17 protein-coding genes and 1 pseudogene are annotated in these 17,487 nt (G+C 70.1%); 12 read left to right on the top strand and 6 right to left on the bottom strand.

Annotated features, from left to right (window positions below; genetic code table 11):
* The first annotated feature begins 68 nt into the window (after positions 1-68).
* From ABZ070_RS03470 to ABZ070_RS03485, 4 genes are all read left to right on the top strand, one after another.
* Positions 69-545 (top strand): DUF488 domain-containing protein, encoded by a 477-nt coding sequence (locus ABZ070_RS03470; protein ID WP_356629442.1) that lies wholly within the window; start codon positions 69-71, stop codon positions 543-545.
* A gap of 236 nt (positions 546-781) precedes the next feature.
* A complete protein-coding gene (locus ABZ070_RS03475; protein ID WP_356629444.1) occupies positions 782-2,218 on the top strand; it encodes an asparaginase domain-containing protein in 1,437 nt (478 codons plus the stop codon).
* A gap of 99 nt (positions 2,219-2,317) precedes the next feature.
* A complete protein-coding gene (locus ABZ070_RS03480; RefSeq protein ID WP_356629446.1) occupies positions 2,318-3,169 on the top strand; it encodes a PhzF family phenazine biosynthesis isomerase in 852 nt (283 codons plus the stop codon).
* A gap of 207 nt (positions 3,170-3,376) precedes the next feature.
* A complete protein-coding gene (locus tag ABZ070_RS03485) occupies positions 3,377-4,738 on the top strand; it encodes a replication-associated recombination protein A (protein ID WP_356629448.1) in 1,362 nt (453 codons plus the stop codon).
* 206 nt (positions 4,739-4,944) lie between these two features.
* On the opposite strand, the pseudogene ABZ070_RS03490 reads toward ABZ070_RS03485, so the two are convergent.
* A pseudogene (locus ABZ070_RS03490) lies at positions 4,945-5,553 on the bottom strand (DUF234 domain-containing protein); the annotation flags it as partial.
* A 355-nt stretch (positions 5,554-5,908) separates the two neighbouring features.
* Between ABZ070_RS03490 and ABZ070_RS03495 the strand changes: the two are divergent.
* Positions 5,909-7,069, top strand: a complete 1,161-nt coding sequence (locus ABZ070_RS03495; protein WP_356629450.1) for a hypothetical protein — start codon at positions 5,909-5,911, stop codon at positions 7,067-7,069.
* A gap of 148 nt (positions 7,070-7,217) precedes the next feature.
* On the opposite strand, the gene ABZ070_RS03500 is transcribed toward ABZ070_RS03495, so the two are convergent.
* The gene (locus ABZ070_RS03500) at positions 7,218-7,634 is read right to left on the bottom strand and encodes an SRPBCC family protein (protein ID WP_356629452.1); all 417 of its coding nucleotides are present in this window, start codon (positions 7,632-7,634) and stop codon (positions 7,218-7,220) included.
* A 27-nt stretch (positions 7,635-7,661) separates the two neighbouring features.
* On the bottom strand, positions 7,662-8,039 hold the full coding sequence (locus tag ABZ070_RS03505) for a VOC family protein (RefSeq protein WP_356629454.1): 378 nt from the start codon (positions 8,037-8,039) through the stop codon (positions 7,662-7,664).
* Between the two features lie 136 nt (positions 8,040-8,175).
* Here ABZ070_RS03505 and ABZ070_RS03510 point away from each other — a divergent pair, with 136 nt between their 5' ends.
* Together ABZ070_RS03510 and ABZ070_RS03515 are read left to right on the top strand one after the other, a co-directional pair.
* A complete protein-coding gene (locus ABZ070_RS03510; protein ID WP_356629456.1) occupies positions 8,176-9,006 on the top strand; it encodes an AraC family transcriptional regulator in 831 nt (276 codons plus the stop codon).
* Positions 8,999-9,592, top strand: a complete 594-nt coding sequence (locus ABZ070_RS03515; RefSeq protein ID WP_356629458.1) for a site-specific integrase — start codon at positions 8,999-9,001, stop codon at positions 9,590-9,592. Before ABZ070_RS03510 ends, ABZ070_RS03515 begins: the two co-directional genes overlap by 8 nt.
* A 108-nt stretch (positions 9,593-9,700) precedes the next feature.
* On the opposite strand, the gene ychF is transcribed toward ABZ070_RS03515, so the two are convergent.
* A complete protein-coding gene (ychF, locus tag ABZ070_RS03520) occupies positions 9,701-10,789 on the bottom strand; it encodes a redox-regulated ATPase YchF (protein WP_356629460.1) in 1,089 nt (362 codons plus the stop codon).
* A gap of 224 nt (positions 10,790-11,013) precedes the next feature.
* On the opposite strand from ychF, the gene ABZ070_RS03525 reads away from it, so the two are divergent.
* A complete protein-coding gene (locus ABZ070_RS03525; RefSeq protein ID WP_356629462.1) occupies positions 11,014-11,583 on the top strand; it encodes a DUF6542 domain-containing protein in 570 nt (189 codons plus the stop codon).
* A gap of 63 nt (positions 11,584-11,646) precedes the next feature.
* On the opposite strand, the gene ppgK is transcribed toward ABZ070_RS03525, so the two are convergent.
* Both ppgK and ABZ070_RS03535 read right to left on the bottom strand, forming a co-directional pair.
* Positions 11,647-12,387: a polyphosphate--glucose phosphotransferase gene (gene ppgK, locus ABZ070_RS03530; RefSeq protein WP_356629464.1), complete on the bottom strand. Its 741-nt coding sequence runs from the start codon at positions 12,385-12,387 to the stop codon at positions 11,647-11,649.
* 81 nt (positions 12,388-12,468) lie between these two features.
* A complete protein-coding gene (locus tag ABZ070_RS03535; protein ID WP_356629466.1) occupies positions 12,469-13,464 on the bottom strand; it encodes a 4-hydroxy-3-methylbut-2-enyl diphosphate reductase in 996 nt (331 codons plus the stop codon).
* 85 nt (positions 13,465-13,549) lie between these two features.
* Between ABZ070_RS03535 and ABZ070_RS03540 the strand changes: the two genes are divergently transcribed.
* From ABZ070_RS03540 to ABZ070_RS03555, 4 genes are all read left to right on the top strand, one after another.
* Positions 13,550-14,932: an APC family permease gene (locus ABZ070_RS03540; RefSeq protein ID WP_356629468.1), complete on the top strand. Its 1,383-nt coding sequence runs from the start codon at positions 13,550-13,552 to the stop codon at positions 14,930-14,932.
* A gap of 95 nt (positions 14,933-15,027) precedes the next feature.
* Complete coding sequence (gene xseA, locus ABZ070_RS03545) at positions 15,028-16,236, top strand: exodeoxyribonuclease VII large subunit (protein ID WP_356629470.1); 1,209 nt, start codon at positions 15,028-15,030, stop codon at positions 16,234-16,236.
* A 54-nt stretch (positions 16,237-16,290) separates the two neighbouring features.
* Entirely contained in the window at positions 16,291-16,527 is a 237-nt protein-coding gene (locus ABZ070_RS03550) for an exodeoxyribonuclease VII small subunit (RefSeq protein ID WP_356629472.1), read from the top strand.
* Positions 16,528-16,674: 147 nt separating this feature from the next.
* Positions 16,675-17,265, top strand: a complete 591-nt coding sequence (locus tag ABZ070_RS03555) for a malonic semialdehyde reductase (protein ID WP_356629474.1) — start codon at positions 16,675-16,677, stop codon at positions 17,263-17,265.
* Positions 17,266-17,487 lie beyond the last annotated feature (222 nt).

The following is a 17,487-nucleotide window of genomic DNA, read 5'->3' on the forward strand; positions in this document are numbered from 1 at the left end:
ACCTGGCGATGCACAACCGTCGGATGGGGCACGAGTATGAGGCGGACGGGAGATCTCCGGTGCTCAAGATGGCAACAATCGGCGTCTACGGCTTCGACGGCGATTCCTACCTGCAACGACTGCGGCAGGCGAACGTTCGCCTGCTGCTCGATGTACGCCAGCGCCGCGGCGTCCGCGGACCGGAGTACGCCTGGGCGAACTCACGCCGGCTGCAGGCGGCCCTCGCCGATGCCGGAATCGCCTACGAGCACCACCCCGAACTCGCCCCGACAACCGAGTTGCGTCAGCTCCAGTACGCCGAGGACGACCGCCGCGGGGTCGGTAAGCGCTCGCGCCGCGAGCTCGCTGCCGAGTACACCCGCCGCTACACGAACGAGATCCTCGACCGCGCCGACCTCGCGCCGATCGTGTCGGCGCTGCCGACCAGCGGGATCGCAGCGCTGTTCTGTGTCGAGCGCGACCCTGAGGCCTGCCACCGGTCGTTGGTCGCACAGCGGCTGGCCGAGCGGTACCACGTCACCGTCGAGCACCTTCGCCCGCTGTGATGCGTGAAATTCATCCGGGCGGCGCGCCGCGACCGCGGATAGCTGTGTTCGCCGGGCCGACGGCGACGATTCTGAACTCACCGGACCTGATTACATCGAACAAGGCACGCACACGTCACGGACTCCCACTCCGGCCCTCTCACTTCGACGTCCTACGCCCTCAGCGGCTCGCGGCACCTGTGACGGTATACATCGAAGCGTTCAGCGCGCACCCGCTCGAACGAGACGCAGCCCGCTTGTACGCCCCCGCGGACGGCTGGATCGACAAAGACGGCACATTCCACGATGAGCAGCCGTGCGACGACGCCACACCGGTGCATGTCGTCGAACTGCATCCCGACGACGGTCTCTATCCCCTCCCCTACATGGCCAGACAGGCTGATGGGTCCGCTTGGGAGGAAACCGCGAGCGCACCGTTCGCACCACCGGGAGCCGCTCGACAGACGTTCTACCCCGATGCTCGCCGCCTCTACGAGGAGATCGAGCGGTTCGGCCTTGCCGACCACGGCACTCCCGTTGAGCTGGGGTCGATCGCCGACTTCGACTTCTTCCGCGCTGCTCCGTCGGGCGGATACACCGCGGACCCCGATTCCGAGCGCCATGGGCAGGACTTCTTCGTCTACTACCCGTACCACCTGCAGAGCGAACCCGGCCTGACGAACCTCGCCCAGGCGACCAACCAGGTCCAGGCCGTCCTGGCCACGGGAGAACACGCCGGCGTCCAATGGCTGGAGGGGAGTCCGACCGTCGACGAGACGTTGTACTGGCTCGGACTGGTTGTCGATACGACAGTGCCACTCGTCGGACACGCGGCCCAACGCCGTCACCAGTCGTCGAGCGCCGACGGCGACCGCAACGTGCTGGACGGCGTCAAGTACATCGCGTCGGGCGTCGCCCTGAACGAAAGGGGCGAAGACCGCGTCGGTGCCTGCGTGATCGTCGACGAACTCGTCTACGCAGCCCGGGACGTGACCAAGGTCGACGCCCGACCCGGGGGTTACGAAGTCACCGGCGGCCATGGGGGCGTTGTTGCCGACCTGGGTGGCTACGGTCCCCCTCAACTCACGTACCTCCCCGCCCGTAAACACACTCATTGCTCGGATCTGCGCCTCACCGTTCTTCCCGAGCAGGTGAGCGGCGTCGCTGGGACCTTGGACACGGGCGTGTCCCTGGTCGACGTTTCGACCAGGGACACCGACGGACTCGTACCCGCCGCCATGCCGCACGTCACGATCACCAAGTACAGCCGGTACGCAGCAACGGGGACCCGCACCGACAGTCCGCCCGTCCCTGACGACGAAGTCGAGATCCTTGCACGGATCACAGCCAACCTTGCCGGGGCCCCACTGGCCGGTTTCGTATGTGAAGGCATGTCGCCGTTCGGGATGGCCGACCCGACGAGGAACGCGGCATTGAGCGTCGCCGTCTTCGCCGGCATGCCGGTGGTCCGCACCGGCCGCGGCAACACCGGAGGCATGGCATACCGGACCGACCCGACGTTCATCTCGGGCAACAACCTCACAGCGACGAAAGCGCGCATGCTTCTCATGGCCGCGCTGCTCAAACTCGGCGCACTGCCCCCTGCCGCCGATCCGTTCGCCCCCACCTCCGACGAGCGTGCGGCCACAGAACAAGCAGTCGCTCGGTACCAGACCCTGTTCGACACCCACTGACCCGATACCGGTCCGCCGAGTCGGCGGCGTGACCGGCGCGATCCCCGTCCGAAATTCAACGCATGAGCCGCGATTGCCCAACGTCGAGAACGGATACCCATGGGTACTTATGACTACGTGGTGGCCGACGTCTTCACCGACGTCCCGCTGGAAGGCAACCCGACCGCGGTCTTCGTGGATTCCGCCGGTATCTCCCCCGCGCGCATGCAGCAGATCGCGCAGGAGATGCACCTTTCGGAGACCGTTTTTGTCCTCCCCGCGGAAGACGACGGTGATGTGCGGGTCCGCATCTTCACCCCGGTGAACGAGTTGCCGTTCGCCGGGCATCCCACCCTGGGTACCGCCATTGTGCTCGGCGAGTCGAACGCGGCGGAGACGATCCGGATGGAGACCGCGATGGGCACCGTCCCGTTCGATCTCGAGCGTGCCGGCGACGGCCGGGCCGGCGCGGCTCGCATGTGGCAACCCGTCCCGACCTGGGAGCTCTACGACCACGCGGACGAGTTGCTCGCCGGTCTCGATCTGGCGGCGTCCGACTGCACCCTGCCGGTCGAGGTCTACTGCAACGGACCGCGGCACGTGTTCGTCGGCCTGGACAGCGTGGCTGCGCTCTCCGGTGTGGAGCCGGACCAGAGGATTCTCGCCAGGCTGCCCGACATGGCCGCCAACTGCTTCGCGGGATCGGGCTCGCGATGGAGGCTGCGCATGTTCTCGCCCGCCTATGGCGTAGTGGAGGACGCGGCCACCGGCTCGGCCGCCGGTTCGCTCGCGGTGCACCTGGCCCGGCACGGTCTGATCCCTTTCGGCAAATGGATCGAGATCCGCCAGGGTGTCGAGATCGGCCGTCCTTCGACGATGCGCGCCCGGGTCATGGGTACGTCGGAACGGATCGAGTCGGTCCAGGTGGCGGGGTCCGCCGTCGTCGTCGCCCGGGGAACGCTGTACGCGTAGTCGTAGCGGCAGACATAGGGTCCCGTTCATGAGTTGCCGACCCACAGAGGAAGGGCCACCGCGCGTGTCAAGCGGAGCATCTGCCGCCGATCGTCTCGGGGCACGACTGATCGTTCATACCGCGGTGGGCCGAGGCGACCGAGGTCCTCGGACTCGCGGCCCACTCCGACACCACGGTGTGTTCCGTGTCGATGGCGGGGTGGAGGCATGACTGCCGCGGAGGAGGGACTGTTCGAGTTACCGACGTCCGGCACTCTGTCCGACACCCCGCCCGCTGAGCCCGTGCGGGCCACCGCGCCGCTGGCGGTGCGGATGCGGCCGCGCACGCTCGACGAGGTCGTCGGCCAGGCGCACTTGCTGCGTCCCGGCGCGCCGCTGCGACGGCTGGTGGAGGGCGGCGAGGCGGCGTCGGTGTTGCTCTACGGCCCGCCCGGCACCGGGAAGACCACGATTGCGCGCCTGCTGGCCACCGCCGACACCCGGTACTTCGTCGCCCTCTCGGCGCTGTCCAGCGGAGTCAAGGAACTGCGCGAGGTGATCAGCGACGCGCGCCGTCGCCACGACCGCCAGAACCGGCAAACCGTGCTGTTCATCGACGAGGTGCACCGCTTCTCCAAGACCCAGCAGGATGCGTTGCTCGGGGCTGTCGAGGACAGGCTTGTGCTGCTCGTTGCCGCCACCACGGAGAACCCGTCGTTCTCGGTGGTCTCGCCGCTGCTCTCGCGGTTGCTGGTGTTGCAGCTCCAGTGCCTGAGCGAGGACGAGGTCCGCGAGCTGCTGCGGCGGGCGGTGACGGATCAGCGCGGCCTCGACGGTTCGGTCTCGCTGTCGGCCGAGGCCGAGGACGCCCTGGCGCGTCTTTCCGCCGGCGATGCCCGTAGCGCGCTGACCGCGCTGGAGGCGAGTGCCGACGGGGTGGCCGACACGGGCGGCACGGTGATTGACGTGCCGGCCGTGGAGCGGGCCGTCGCCGAGGCCACTGTGCGCTACGACCGGCAGGGCGACCAGCACTACGACGTCATCAGCGCGTTCATCAAGTCCATCCGCGGCTCGGATCCCGACGCCGCGCTGCATTACCTGGCCCGCATGCTCGTGGCCGGGGAGGACCCGCGGTTCGTCGCGCGGCGGCTTCTGGTGCACGCCAGTGAGGACGTCGGGCTGGCCGACCCGACAGCGCTGCAGGCCGCCGTCGCCGCGGCGCAGACGGTCCAGCTGATCGGGATGCCCGAGGCCCGCCTCGCCCTGGCGCAGGCCACCGTGCATCTGGCCCTGGCGCCGAAGTCGAACGCGGTGATCGCCGGTATCGACGCGGCCATGGCCGACGTCCGAGCGGGCGCCGTCGGCGAGGTGCCCGCTCACCTGCGACACAGCCGCTACGCAGGCGCCGCGGAGCTGGGCAACGGGGTCGGTTACCGCTACCCGCACGCCGTGTCCGACGGAGTCCTGGAGCAGCAGTACCCGCCGGACGCACTGGTGGGGAAGGACTACTACCGTCCCACGCAGCACGGCGGGGAACGCACCCTGCACGAGCGCCTCACGAAGCTCCGCCGTGCAGTCCGCGGCGGGTAGGGGTATCGCCGCAAACGTCGTCGACGCCCCGCCCCTCCCCAAGCACCGCACGGTGCACGGCGCGGCACGGGGCACCGCCCGGCATCCCAGCACGGGTGTTCCGTCCCAGCACCCCGGGGAAACCTCGGCGCAGGTCCTCATGCGACTGCCCCGGTCGCCGAGTCGCTCGTCCCAGCGTCAACCGTGGTGCCACTCCCAAACGCTGTTCACAGCGACCATGCGGCCAGCAGATCGTCTGGGCCGTAGGCGGTGTCGAGGCCCGGACAGTCGACTCCACTGCGCGAGACCGCCACCACGGGGACGGGTTCGGTGGTGAGCGCAGCCCGGTGGCGATGGAGGGCCGCCAGGTCGTGCCGGTCGAAGGGCGACTGCTCCAGCCACTTGATGGAGCCGACGAAGAGCAGCTCCTTGGCAATGGGGGCGCGCTCGGCCCCGACGATGTCGATTTCGACGTCGTTGGTGCGGGTCCAGTAGCCGCCCATCGCGGGCGCCGCGGGGAGCCGGTCGTCAGGCAGTAGCCGCCCCAAGGCCTCGCGGACAAGGGGCTCGACGGCTCGGCCGCGCCAGCTGGTCCAGTTCTCCCGGATGCGCGCCAAGGTCAGATCACCCCGCCCCCGCTCGATCTCCTCCATGGACGGACCGAGCAGGTGCAGCCAAAAGCGCAGGTAGGGATCTGTCACCCGGTAGCGGCGGTCCTTCGACGGGCGCAGCGACACGGGTAGCTCCCCGGCGACGATCCGCTTGTCCGCCAGCAGCTCCAGCGCTCGCTGCAGCGGGGTCGCCCCGATGCCGCCGGCCGCGCGGGCGATGTTGGTGAGCGGTCGCGTAGCCGGCCTTCGGGTCACGCGAGACGACGGGGTCGTTCGACTCGAAGCCATGGGGCTGCTCCGCATACCAGAGCCGACCCTTGACCGGGTCGATGGCGGCACCCGTCTTCTTCACGCGCTCGGTGAAGGCGTCCGGGTCGGGCGGCGTGATCTCCTGGCCCGTGCCGAGCTGTTCACCGGAGGGGGCCCCGGACACCGGATTCGGTAGCGCCGACCCATCCTGTTTGCTGATCGTCTGCTTCAGCTTGTTGATAAGACACTGTCAACGGCGGCGGGCGTTCCCCGAGTTCGACTGCGAGGCCGGGTTCGACCCGGCGCTGCGACCTGCACGGGGGTTCCTGACATGGGACGACGTATAGCCAAGGCCGGACTCGCGGCGAGTGCCGCGCTGCTGCTCGCCGCCTGCGGCGGAGGCACGGACCCGACCACGGCCGGAAGTTCCGGTTCCGGCGGCGCCGGGGGTGGGAAGGGCGAGGCCGGGGGCGGCGACGTCAAGACGGCGTCGCTGGCGCAGCCGAACACCGTCACCCTCTCCTTCTGCCACAAGATCGAGTACGGCGGCGGCGGGTGGGACTACGCGCTGACCGTGGAGTCGCTCTCCCTCAAGGACGGCTCGATCGTGGCCACGCGCAGCACCGTCCTGCCGAACGGCGTGGAGCCGGCGCGTGGCTGCCCCACCAGCGAGAGCGGGGGTCCGCAGCACCAGGTCACCCTCGCCTTCAACAAGGACTACACGCTCGTCGCCGGGATGAAGGGCATGTCGCGGGCCGGCGCCTGGGACATCGAGACCGGCAAGGAGGTCGGCGCGCCCGACCCGGACGCCTTCAGCAAGCGCCCGGAGAACCGGGGGGTGGCCTTCCACCCGGTCACCGGCCGGCTCTGGTACGACATGGGGGAGCATGACTACCAGTCCAGCGACGACGTCGCCTCCCACGACCCGAAGGCGGGCCTGACGTCCGAGGAGAGGGTCGCCTATGAGAAGCTCGGCGATCTGATGAAGCAGGACGGGCCCACCGCGACGACCGTGCTGGCCACCGATGACGGCGACTACGTGGCCGCCCCGGACGGGGGATCGTGGCCGGCGGGGTCGGGGGACGGCATGTGGCTCTCCCGCGTCAAGGCCGAGGGCCGCGTCGGCGCGAACGACTTCCTGGAACCGATCGAGACGGTGGGCCTCGACGCCCCGGAGCTCGGCTGCAAGCCGGTCTTCTGGCGGGACGCCACCACCCTGGTCTGCGACGAGTTCCAGCAGGTCACCTTCTCGGCCGACTACAAGAAGGTCGTGGAGACCGAGCAGCTGATCCCGGCGAACGACCGCTCCAACTCGGACCCGGTCCTCGCCCCCGACGGCAAGAGCTTCGCGTTCCTCTCCGAGGGAGAGAACGGCAGGACGGGACTGTTCCGTGCCGACTTCGTCCCCGGCGGCGAGCCGGTGAAGATCGCCGACGTGGAGGAGCCCGCCGACGCTCCTCATCACCTGACGTACCTGCTGCGCTGGAACTGACTGTCAGGCCGTTCGCGCGAACACCGCGCCGCGGACCCGGATTCGGGCCCGCGGACGGGTCGCCGGCTGCGTGTCGAACTCGTAGGGCGGACGGTCGAGTTCCGTCACCCGGGTCGGCCGTAGTCGTGATTCCAGGCCCTCGAAGGAGTCAGGAAGCGGGGGCGGCTGCGGTGCTCAGGGTCCGCCGGATCACCTGTGTCCCCTGGTCGACCATCGCGGCGATGGGCTCCGCCAGGCTGTGCGGCTGTACGTCGATGATCCAGACGAAGCGGCTGCGACCGCTGCCCTCGGCGAACACCTGCATGGAGGCGTGGTGGTGGACGACGTCCAGGGATCCGCCCACCACCGAGTAGGCGATGCGCCGGGCGTCGTCGTCCAGCGACACGATGAGCTCGTGCACCACCGTGCCGTCCGCGAAGGTGACCACCCGGACGTCGCCTTCGACACGGGTGTCGACGACGAAGCCCGGGGCGAGTCTGCGGTGGACCTGGCCCCAGTCGTGGATCGCCGCCCAGACCTCTTCGGGATCGGCATCGATCAGGACATCTCGATGAACAGTTGCCATGGACGGCTCTCCGTTTCTCTCGGATGGTCAGTTAGTGGCGGTCGTGGCCGGGATCAGACAGAACGGGTGGCCCTGGGGATCGGTGAGGACGACCCACTGGCCCTCGCCCGGCTGGAAGACGGGCCTGGAGGCTCCGAGGGCGAGCAGTTCCTCGACCGCGCGGTCCAGGTCGGGGACGGTGAAGTCGAGGTGCAGATGCTTGTCCCCTTCAGGCCACTTCGGTGCCTGGTAGCCCTCGACGCGAACGAAGGCCAGTCCCGGCCCCCTGCTGTCCGCGCTGAGGGAGGCGAAGTCCTCGGCGCTGTAGGTGAGCTCCCAACCGGTGGCCTTCTGGTAGAACGCGGCGAGCGCGACCGGGTCGGCGCAGTCGACGACCACGGTGGTGAGCTGTTCGAGAACGGGCATGAGCGGACTCCCCAAATTCGTGAATGACCGAAAGCCTCATCGGCTTCGGTGAAGAGCCTGCCCTTGTCGTCCCGCCCCGGTCTTGAACATCCTTGCGGCGACAGGACTGTCGGACCCGCCGCGTACGGTGCGAACCATGCTCTCCGCCGAACCCGTCGCCACCCGACCGGACTTCGACATCAGCGCGGTCGCCTGCCGCAGCGACCACACCCTCTGGTCGGCTCCCGAGATCTGCGGCTCCTACCGCGTGGTGCTGGTGCGGCGCGGCTGCTTCCGCCGCCGTACCGCCAGATCGGCCGTCGACCTGGACACGAGCCTCGCCTACCTCGGAACCCCAGGCGAGGAGGAGAGCTTCGCCCACCCATGCGGCGGCGACCACTGCACGTCGATCAGCGTCACCCCCGCGCTCTGGCGCTCCCTGGCCGGAGACGGGCCCGCGGCAGCGACAGGGACGATCTACGTCGACCCCGCGCTCGACCTGGCCCACCGACGCCTGCTCGCGGCCGCCCGCTCCCAGGACGTCGACTACGCCACCACCGAGGAACTGCTGGCCCTGCTGGCGACCGCCGTCACCAGTACGATGCCTGGGCCGACACCCGCGGGCGGCGGACCCGCCGCCCGCGACCGCGCCCTCGTCGCGGCGGCCCGCGAAGCGATCACCGACGAACACCCCGCCTCCGCCACCCTCTTCTCCCTCGCCGAATTCCTGGGCAGCTCTCCCTACCGCCTGAGCCGCGCCTTCCCGCGCGAACTGGGTGTCTCATTGACCCACTACCGCCACCGCGTCCGCATCGGCCGCGCCCTGGACCGTCTGGAGGGCGGCGAGACCAGCCTCAGCACCCTCGCCGCCGACCTCGGCTACGCCGACCAGGCCCACCTCACCCGCACCTTCCGCCGCCACCTCGGCCACACCCCGACCGCCTTGCGCCGCCTGCTGGCACCGGCGAACGCACGGCGGATTGAGTGACGGTGGAACGACAGCAGGACAGGCCCGGGCCCGCCTCACCAGCAGCAGAAGAGTCGAGCTGTTCGGCCTCCGGCTCCGGCACGTGGACCTGCTGCACGCGACCGTCTCGGTCGAGCGGCAGATCCAGCAGACTGCCAAGCACGGCGTGTACGTCTGCCCGCCCAAGACCGCTCGCTCGCACCGCACGGTCCCGCTCCCCCGCATGGCGGTGGATGCGATGAAGGCCCACCTGTGGCACTTCCCCGCCGATGGGCCCGGGAGCTGGATCTTCACGGCGCCCCAAGGCGGGCCCGTGGTCTACCCGCACTTCATGGACGGATCCTGGCGGCCCGCCTGTGCGAAGGCCGGCATACCGAAGGGCACCGGTCCCCACGCCCTCCGGCATCACTACGCCGGCCTGCTGATCAAGCACGGCGAGTCGGTGAAGACCGTCTCCGAGCGCCTCGGCCACACCAACGCGGCCATGACGCTGAACATCTACACCCTCCTGTGGCCCGACTCCGAGGAGCGGACCCGGGCCGCGGTCGACAAGGCGTACGCGGACCAGTCCGCCGATGCCCGGCCACAGGTCGACGAAGCGGCATAACCGCTCCCCCGCGCGCTGACCGAAGTCAGCACGCTGCGGACTCCGCGCGGACCGCAAAGGCCGCCCGACCCGCTCCGCCGCAGGTCAGACGGCCTTTGGCCGGACGGATTAGACGTTGAAGCGGAACTCCACCACGTCCCCGTCCTGCATGACGTAGTCCTTGCCCTCCATGCGCGCCTTGCCCTTCGCGCGGGCCTCCGCCACCGAGCCGGTCTCGACCAGCTCGGCGAAGGAGATGACCTCGGCCTTGATGAAGCCCTTCTGGAAGTCGGTGTGGATCACACCGGCCGCCTCGGGAGCCGTCGCGCCCTTCTTGATGGTCCAGGCGCGGGTCTCCTTCGGGCCTGCCGTGAGGTAGGTCTGGAGGCCCAGGGTGTCGAAGCCGACGCGGCCCAGGGTGGCGAGGCCGGGCTCTTCCTGGCCCATCGACTGGAGGAGTTCCAGAGCCTCGTCGTCGTCCAGCTCGATCAGCTCGGACTCGATCTTCGCGTTGAGGAAGATCGCCTCCGCCGGGGCGACCAGGGCGCGCTGCTCGTTCTTGAAGTCCTCGTCGACCAGCTCGTCCTCGTCGACGTTGAAGACGTAGAGGAAGGGCTTGGTGGTCAGCAGGTGGAGCTCGTGGAGCAGGTCGCCCTGCTCGGTTCCCTTGGTAATGCCCGCCGAGAACAGGGTCTGGCCGGACTCGAGGATCTTCTGGGCCGACTCGACCGCCGCGAGGACGGCGACCTTGTCCTTCTGGAGGCGGGACTCCTTGGTCAGGCGCGGGACGGCCTTCTCCACCGACTGCAGGTCCGCGAGGATCAGCTCCGTGTTGATCGTCTCGATGTCGTCCTTCGGCGAGACCTTGCCGTCGACGTGCACGACGTTCTCGTCCTTGAAGGCGCGGATGACCTGGCAGATCGCGTCCGACTCGCGGATGTTCGCCAGGAACTTGTTCCCGAGGCCCTCGCCCTCGCTCGCGCCGCGCACGATGCCGGCGATGTCGACGAAGTCGACCGTGGCCGGGAGGACCCGCTGGGAGCCGAAGATGTCCGCGAGGACGGCGAGGCGGGAGTCGGGCACCCCGACGACGCCCACGTTCGGCTCGATGGTGGCGAACGGGTAGTTGGCCGCCAGCACGTCGTTCTTGGTCAGGGCGTTGAACAGGGTCGACTTGCCGACATTCGGCAGACCGACGATTCCGATCGTGAGCGACACGTTGGCGACTTCCTGACGTGGAGAGTGGAGAGAGTGAAGGACTGGCGGGCCGTACAGCCCGGTGAGGGTGGGGGCCGATCCACCAGTTTACGGGCGGGCCGAGCGGACCTGCGACGGCCCACGAAGCCCCGCTACGGCCGCCCGGGGTCGAACGCAGCCCCAAGGTCGTCCAAAGGGCGTGTCTAGTGCCGGTTTCCTCCCTCCCCGCGACCTACGTTGTGCGGGTGGAGCAGCACAGGACAGGCCCGCCCGAACCGCGGCAGCGGCCGCAGACCCCCGTAACCGCGCCGAGCACGCTTGCCGACGCCACCGTCTATCCGGTGCCGGCCCGCCCGCCTCGGCCCGTTCCGCCGCTGGTCCTCGCCCTGCGCCGGCTGCCGAACCCACGGCTGACGGGGCTCGGCGCCGGGCTGTTCGGGGCGGCGACGATGCTGGGGCTGGGCAGTCTGGACCAGCTGCTGCTCGACGGGTCCGCGATCGTCTACGGGCTGCTGTTCCTGCCGGTCAGCGCGCTGACGGCGCTCTGGGTGCGCGAGGCCGACGTGGTCATCGCACCGATCATCGTGCCGATCGCCTTCGCCATCGGGATCGTGCCGATCTCCGGCGGCACCGGCGGCGTCGGAGGCCAGACGATGGCCGTGGTGACGTCGCTGGCCGTGCACGCGGGCTGGCTGTACGGCGGGACGCTGGTGGCCGGGCTCATCACCTGCGTACGGAAGGTGCGGACGATGGCCCGGCGGCATCGCCGGAGGCGAGGACCGCAGGGCCCCGCCGGGACCACCCGTCGCGACTGAGCACCTCGGGCCGAAGGGGCCCGGCCGGGTCCGCAGGTCGAGCGGGTCGCCCCGGGCCTTGGTCTAGCGGCTCGCCGCCGCCATCGCCGCGCCCACGATGCCCGCGTTGTTCTGCAGCTCCGCCGGGACGATCTCCGCGCGCACGTCCTCGATCAGCGGCAGGAACTTCTCCGCCTTGCGGCTCACGCCGCCGCCGACGATGAACAGCTCGGGCGAGAACAGCATCTCCACGTGCGCCAGGTACTTCTGCACCCGCCGTGCCCAGTGCGTCCAGCTGAGGTCCTCGTCCTCCTTGGCCTTCGTCGACGCGCGCGTCTCCGCGTCGTGGCCGTTCAGCTCGAGGTGGCCGAGCTCGGTGTTGGGGACCAGGCGGCCGTCGATGAAGACGGCGCTGCCGATGCCCGTCCCGAACGTCAGGAGGATGACGGTGCCCTTGCGGCCGCGCCCCGCCCCGAACGTCATCTCCGCCACACCCGCCGCGTCGGCGTCGTTCAGGATCGTGACGGGCAGGCCGCCGAGGCGGTCGCCGAGCAGCGAGGCGGCGTCCTTGTCGATCCATCCCTTGTCGACGTTGGCCGCGGTGCGGGTGATGCCGCTGGTGACCACTCCGGGGAACGTGATGCCGACCGGACCGGTCCAGCCGAAGTGAGCGATCACTTCCGCGACGCCGTCGGCCACGGCGTCCGGCGTCGAGGGGTGCGGTGTCAGGACCTTGTGGCGCTCCTGTGCGAGATCGCCGCGCTCCAGATCCACGGGAGCGCCCTTGATCCCGGATCCGCCGATGTCCACTCCGAAGACGTTCATGGACACCACGTTAGAGGTGCCCGGCGTGAAAGGGAGGAACTGACCGTTACTGCCCGGACGGCTTGCCGGACAGCGCGGCGGCTACTGCTCGGACGGCTTCGCGGACAGCGCGGCGGCCTCCGCGCGCAGGTCCCTGCGGAGCTCCTTCGGCAGAGAGAAGGTGATCGACTCCTCGGCCGCCTTCACGATCTCGACGTCCTCGAAGCCGCGCTGCGACAGCCATTCCAGCACGCCCTCGACCAGGACCTCCGGCACGGACGCGCCCGACGTGACGCCGACCGTGGAGACGCCGTCGAGCCAGGCCTCGTCGATCTCCTCGGCGAAGTCGACGAGGTGCGCGTCGCGGGCGCCGGCGCCGAGAGCGACCTCGACGAGACGGACCGAGTTCGAGGAGTTCTTGGAGCCGACGACGATGACCAGGTCCGCCTCCGCGCCCATCTGCTTGACGGCGATCTGGCGGTTCTGCGTGGCGTAGCAGATGTCGTCGCTCGGGGGCGAGACAAGGCCGGGGAACTTGGTCTTGAGGGCGTCGACGGTCTCCATCGTCTCGTCGACGGAGAGGGTGGTCTGGGAGAGCCAGACGACCTTGTCGGGATTGCGGACCTCGACGTTCGCCACGTCGTCCGGGCCGTCGACCAGCGTGATGTGGTCGGGGGCCTCCCCCGACGTGCCGATGACCTCCTCGTGGCCCTCGTGTCCGATCAGGAGGATGTCGTAGTCCTCGTTCGCGAACCGCACGGCTTCCTTGTGGACCTTGGTGACCAGCGGGCAGGTCGCGTCGATCGTCGCGAGCTTCCGCTCGGCGGCCTCCTGGTGCACGGTCGGCGCCACGCCGTGCGCGGAGAACATGACGATCGATCCCTCGGGGACCTCCGCGGTCTCGTCGACGAAGATCGCGCCCTTCCGCTCGAGGGTCTGCACGACATATTTGTTGTGGACGATCTCGTGGCGGACGTAGATGGGCGACCCGTACTGCTCCAGGGCCTTCTCCACGGCGATCACGGCACGGTCCACACCTGCGCAGTAACCGCGGGGGGCGGCGAGGAGGACGCGTCGGGCAGGAGGCGTAGCAGTCATGCCCCCCATCGTAAGGCCGCGTCGATGAGCCGCTTGATCAGCCACCGGCAGCAGACTGGGCGCTACGCGAGCGAGGGAGGACGCAGTGAGGCGAGCCGCCGCCCAGGACCGCCGCCGCGAGGGGGTGGGGGACCACACCGGGCTGCGGCGCACGCTCGGCTTCCGTGATCTCGTCGTCTACGGGCTGCTGTTCATCGCGCCCATGGCGCCGGTCGGAGTGTTCGGGACGCTCGACGCCAAGTCGGGCGGTGCTGTCGCCCTCGTCTACCTCGTTGCCACGATCGCCATGGCCTTCACCGCTTCGAGCTATGCGCAGATGGTGCGGGTCGCGCCGCAGGCCGGTTCGGTGTTCGCCTACGCGCGCAAAGGGCTCGGTGAGGGGCCCGGGTTCGTCGCCGGGTGGATGGCGATGCTCGACTACCTGCTGATCCCCGCCGTCGCCTATCTCTTTTCCGGTATCGCGATGGAGGCCCTGGTTCCGCAGGTCGACCGGTGGGTGTGGACCGGGATCGCGGTCGTGGTGACGACGCTGCTGAACCTGTGGGGCGTGCGGGCGGCGGCCCGGGTCGGCTTCGCGGTGCTCGCGATGGAGATCGTGGTGCTGCTGGTGTTCCTGGTGTCCGCGATCACGGTGCTGGCACGGGACGGGGCCCAGCGGGGCTGGCTGACGCCGCTGACCGGTGACAGCGGCTTCTCGACGGCGGCGGTGCTCGGCGCGGTGTCCGTGGCGGTGCTGTCGTACCTCGGTTTCGACGCGATCGCCTCGTTCGCCGAGGAGGTGACCGGCGGTTCGCGGCAGGTGGCTCGGGCGGTGCTGTTCTGTCTGGCGCTGGCGGGCGTGCTGTTCGTGGCGCAGACATATCTGGTGGCACTGCTGGAGCCGGTCCCCTCCGCGCAGCTGGCCGCGGAACCGGCTCGGCAGGGCTCGGCGTTCTACGACGCCGTCGACGCGTCCGTCGGCACGTGGCTGCACGACCTCGTGGCGGCGAGCAAGGCGGTCGGAGCGGCGTTCGCGGCGCTGGCCGGTCAGGCGGCAGCCGGGCGGCTGCTGTTCGCGATGGCGCGGGACCGGCGGCTGCCCCACGTACTGGCCCGCACGGACTCGGGCGTGCCGCGGCTCGCGCTGCTGCTGGCGGCGACGGTGACCATGATCGCGGCGGTGTGGGCGGCGCAGCGGGACGACGGCCTGGACCATCTGGTCTCGGTGGTCGACATCGGCGCGCTCAGCGCGTTCGTGCTGCTGCACGCGAGCGTGATCGGCTGGTTCGTGGTCCGCCGGATGGGCGGCACGCCCGACAGGCTGCGGCATCTGGTGGTGCCGGTGCTGGGCATGGGCGTGCTCCTCGCGGTGATCGTGGAGGCGGCGGGGTCGGCGCAGATGGTGGGCGTGGTGTGGCTGGGGGTGGGGCTGATTGTGCTGGCGGTGCAGTGGGGGCGGCGCGACGGACTGCCGGGCGCGGATCGGTAGGAGTCAGGCCGGCAGCGGATCGGTGGAAGCCGGGCCGGCCATGGTGGCTTCGCGCCGTGGCCGGGTTGTCGGATGTGGCCGTTACGCTCGCCCGTATGGCTCTCAACACGTCCCCGGAATCCCCTCTGCCGGTCGGCGAGGTGTCACGGCTCATCGGTGGCTGGATCGATCGGCTCGGGGTCGTCTGGGTGGAGGGGCAGATCACTCAGCTGTCGCGCCGGCCGGGCGCCGGCGTCGTCTTCATGACGCTGCGCGATCCGTCGTACGACATCTCCGTGAGCGTCACCTGCTTCCGGCAGGTCTTCGACGCGGTCGCCGACGTGGTGGCGGAGGGCGCCCGGGTGGTGGTCCACGCCAAACCGGAGTGGTACGCGCCCCGGGGGCAGCTGTCGCTGCGGGCGGTGGAGATAAGGCCGGTGGGCATCGGTGAACTGCTCGCCAGGCTGGAGCAGTTGAAGCGGACGCTCGGCGCTGAGGGGCTGTTCGCGCCGGAGCGCAAGAAGCCGCTGCCGTTCCTGCCGCACCGGGTGGGCCTGGTGTGCGGGCGGGCGTCCGCGGCCGAGCGCGACGTGCTGGAGAACGCGCGCAGGCGCTGGCCGCACGTCCGCTTCGAGGTGCGGAACGTGGCGGTGCAGGGCGTGCACGCCGTGGCGCAGGTCGTCCAGGCCGTCAAGGAGCTGGACGAGCTGGACGACGTCGACGTGATCATCGTGGCGCGCGGCGGCGGCAGCGTGGAGGACCTATTGCCGTTCTCGGACGAGCAGTTGGTGCGGGCGGTCTCGGCGTGCGCGACGCCGGTGGTGTCGGCGATCGGGCACGAGCCGGACTCCCCGCTGCTGGACCTGGTCGCCGATCTGCGCGCCTCGACGCCGACGGACGCCGCGAAGAAGGTCGTGCCCGACGTGGGCGAGGAGCTGGACCGGGTGCGGCAGCTGCGGGACCGGGCACTGCGGACCGTCCAGGGCCTGCTGGACCGGGAGGAGCGGGGCCTCGCCCACGCGCTGGCCCGGCCGTGCATGGAGCATCCGCAGCGGATGGTCGAGGAGCGCGAGGCGGAGGTGGACGCGCTGGTGGCCCGGAGCCGGCGGGTGCTGGGGCATCTGCTGGACCGGGCCGACTCGGAGCTGGCGCACACCCGGGCGCGCGTGGTCTCGCTCTCTCCGGCGGCGACGCTGGAGCGCGGGTACGCGGTGCTGCAGCGCGCCGACGGGACGGTGGTGCGCTCCCCGGACGAGGTCGATGCCGGAGAGGGGCTGCGGGCGCGGGTCGCGGAGGGCGAGTTCGCGGTGCGGGTCGCCGAGTGACGCCCATGGCGATCGCCGGTTTTGTTGTCGTATCTCCTACATAGGGTGGAATGCATGGCTGCCAAGACGGAAGAGGCCGCGCTCGGTTACGAGCAGGCCCGGGACGAGCTGATCGAGGTCGTACGACGCCTGGAGGCGGGCGGCACGACGCTGGAGGAGTCGCTGGCGCTGTGGGAGCGCGGCGAGGAGCTGGCGAAGGTGTGCCGTCACTGGCTCGAGGGGGCACGCGCGCGGCTGGACGCGGCGCTGGCGAAGCCGGAGGCGCAGGACGAGGCCGAGGACGACGCGTAGGCGAGCCGGGCGGGGATCGGCGTAATGGGCGGGACTGTGAGTCGGATCACCGAGGGACGGATTTAGTTGAACGTTAACCTAAACCGTCGTACGGTGAAGTCGTTGCTCATAGCACCGACCCCCTTTGCACTACGGAAGGCTCGTCTGATGTCCCTCGTTCTTGACCCCACCGCCCAGGACCTCCTCTTCCGTGAGGCCCGCACCGCCAACACGTTCACCGACGAGCCGGTGACCGAGGAGCAGGTTCAGGCGATCTACGACCTGGTCAAGTACGGCCCGACCGCTTTCAACCAGTCCCCGCTGCGCGTCGTGCTCGTCCGCTCCGCCGAGGCCCGCGAGCGCCTCGTCGGTCACATGGCCGAGGGCAACCAGGCCAAGACCGCCTCCGCGCCGCTGGTCGCGATCCTGGCCGCCGACAACGAGTTCCACCAGGAGCTCCCGGCCCTGCTGCCGCACTTCCCCCAGGCCAAGGACATGTTCTTCAGCGAGCGCCCGGTCCGCGAGCAGGCCGCCGGCCTGAACGCCGCCCTGCAGGCCGCGTACTTCATCGTCGGCGTCCGCGCCGCCGGTCTGGCCGCCGGCCCGATGACGGGCTACGACGCCGCCGGCATCCAGAAGGAGTTCCTGGATGACGACCACGCTCCGCTGATGGTCGTCAACATCGGCAAGCCCGGCGACGACGCCTGGTTCCCGCGCTCCCCGCGCCTGTCGTACGACGAGGTCGTCACCACCGTCTGAGCGCCGCGCGCCCAGGCGCCCACGCGCCCACGCGCCCACGCGAAAGGCCGCCGCACCCGAAAGGGCGCGGCGGCCTTCGCCGTACTTCCGACGCTCCCCCGGGCGGCAGGTACGCCGGAGTCGCGCGCATGACGGAAGAGAGCCGAGAAAGCCGGCGGAGGGCTTCACCGGCCGGGGGTCAGGGCCCGGCCGGGACCTTCCGGCCGGGGTCAGGAACCGGCG

Origin of the sequence: Streptomyces sp. NPDC006283 (genome assembly GCF_040613325.1) — a bacterium.
GTDB lineage: Bacteria > Actinomycetota > Actinomycetes > Streptomycetales > Streptomycetaceae > Streptomyces.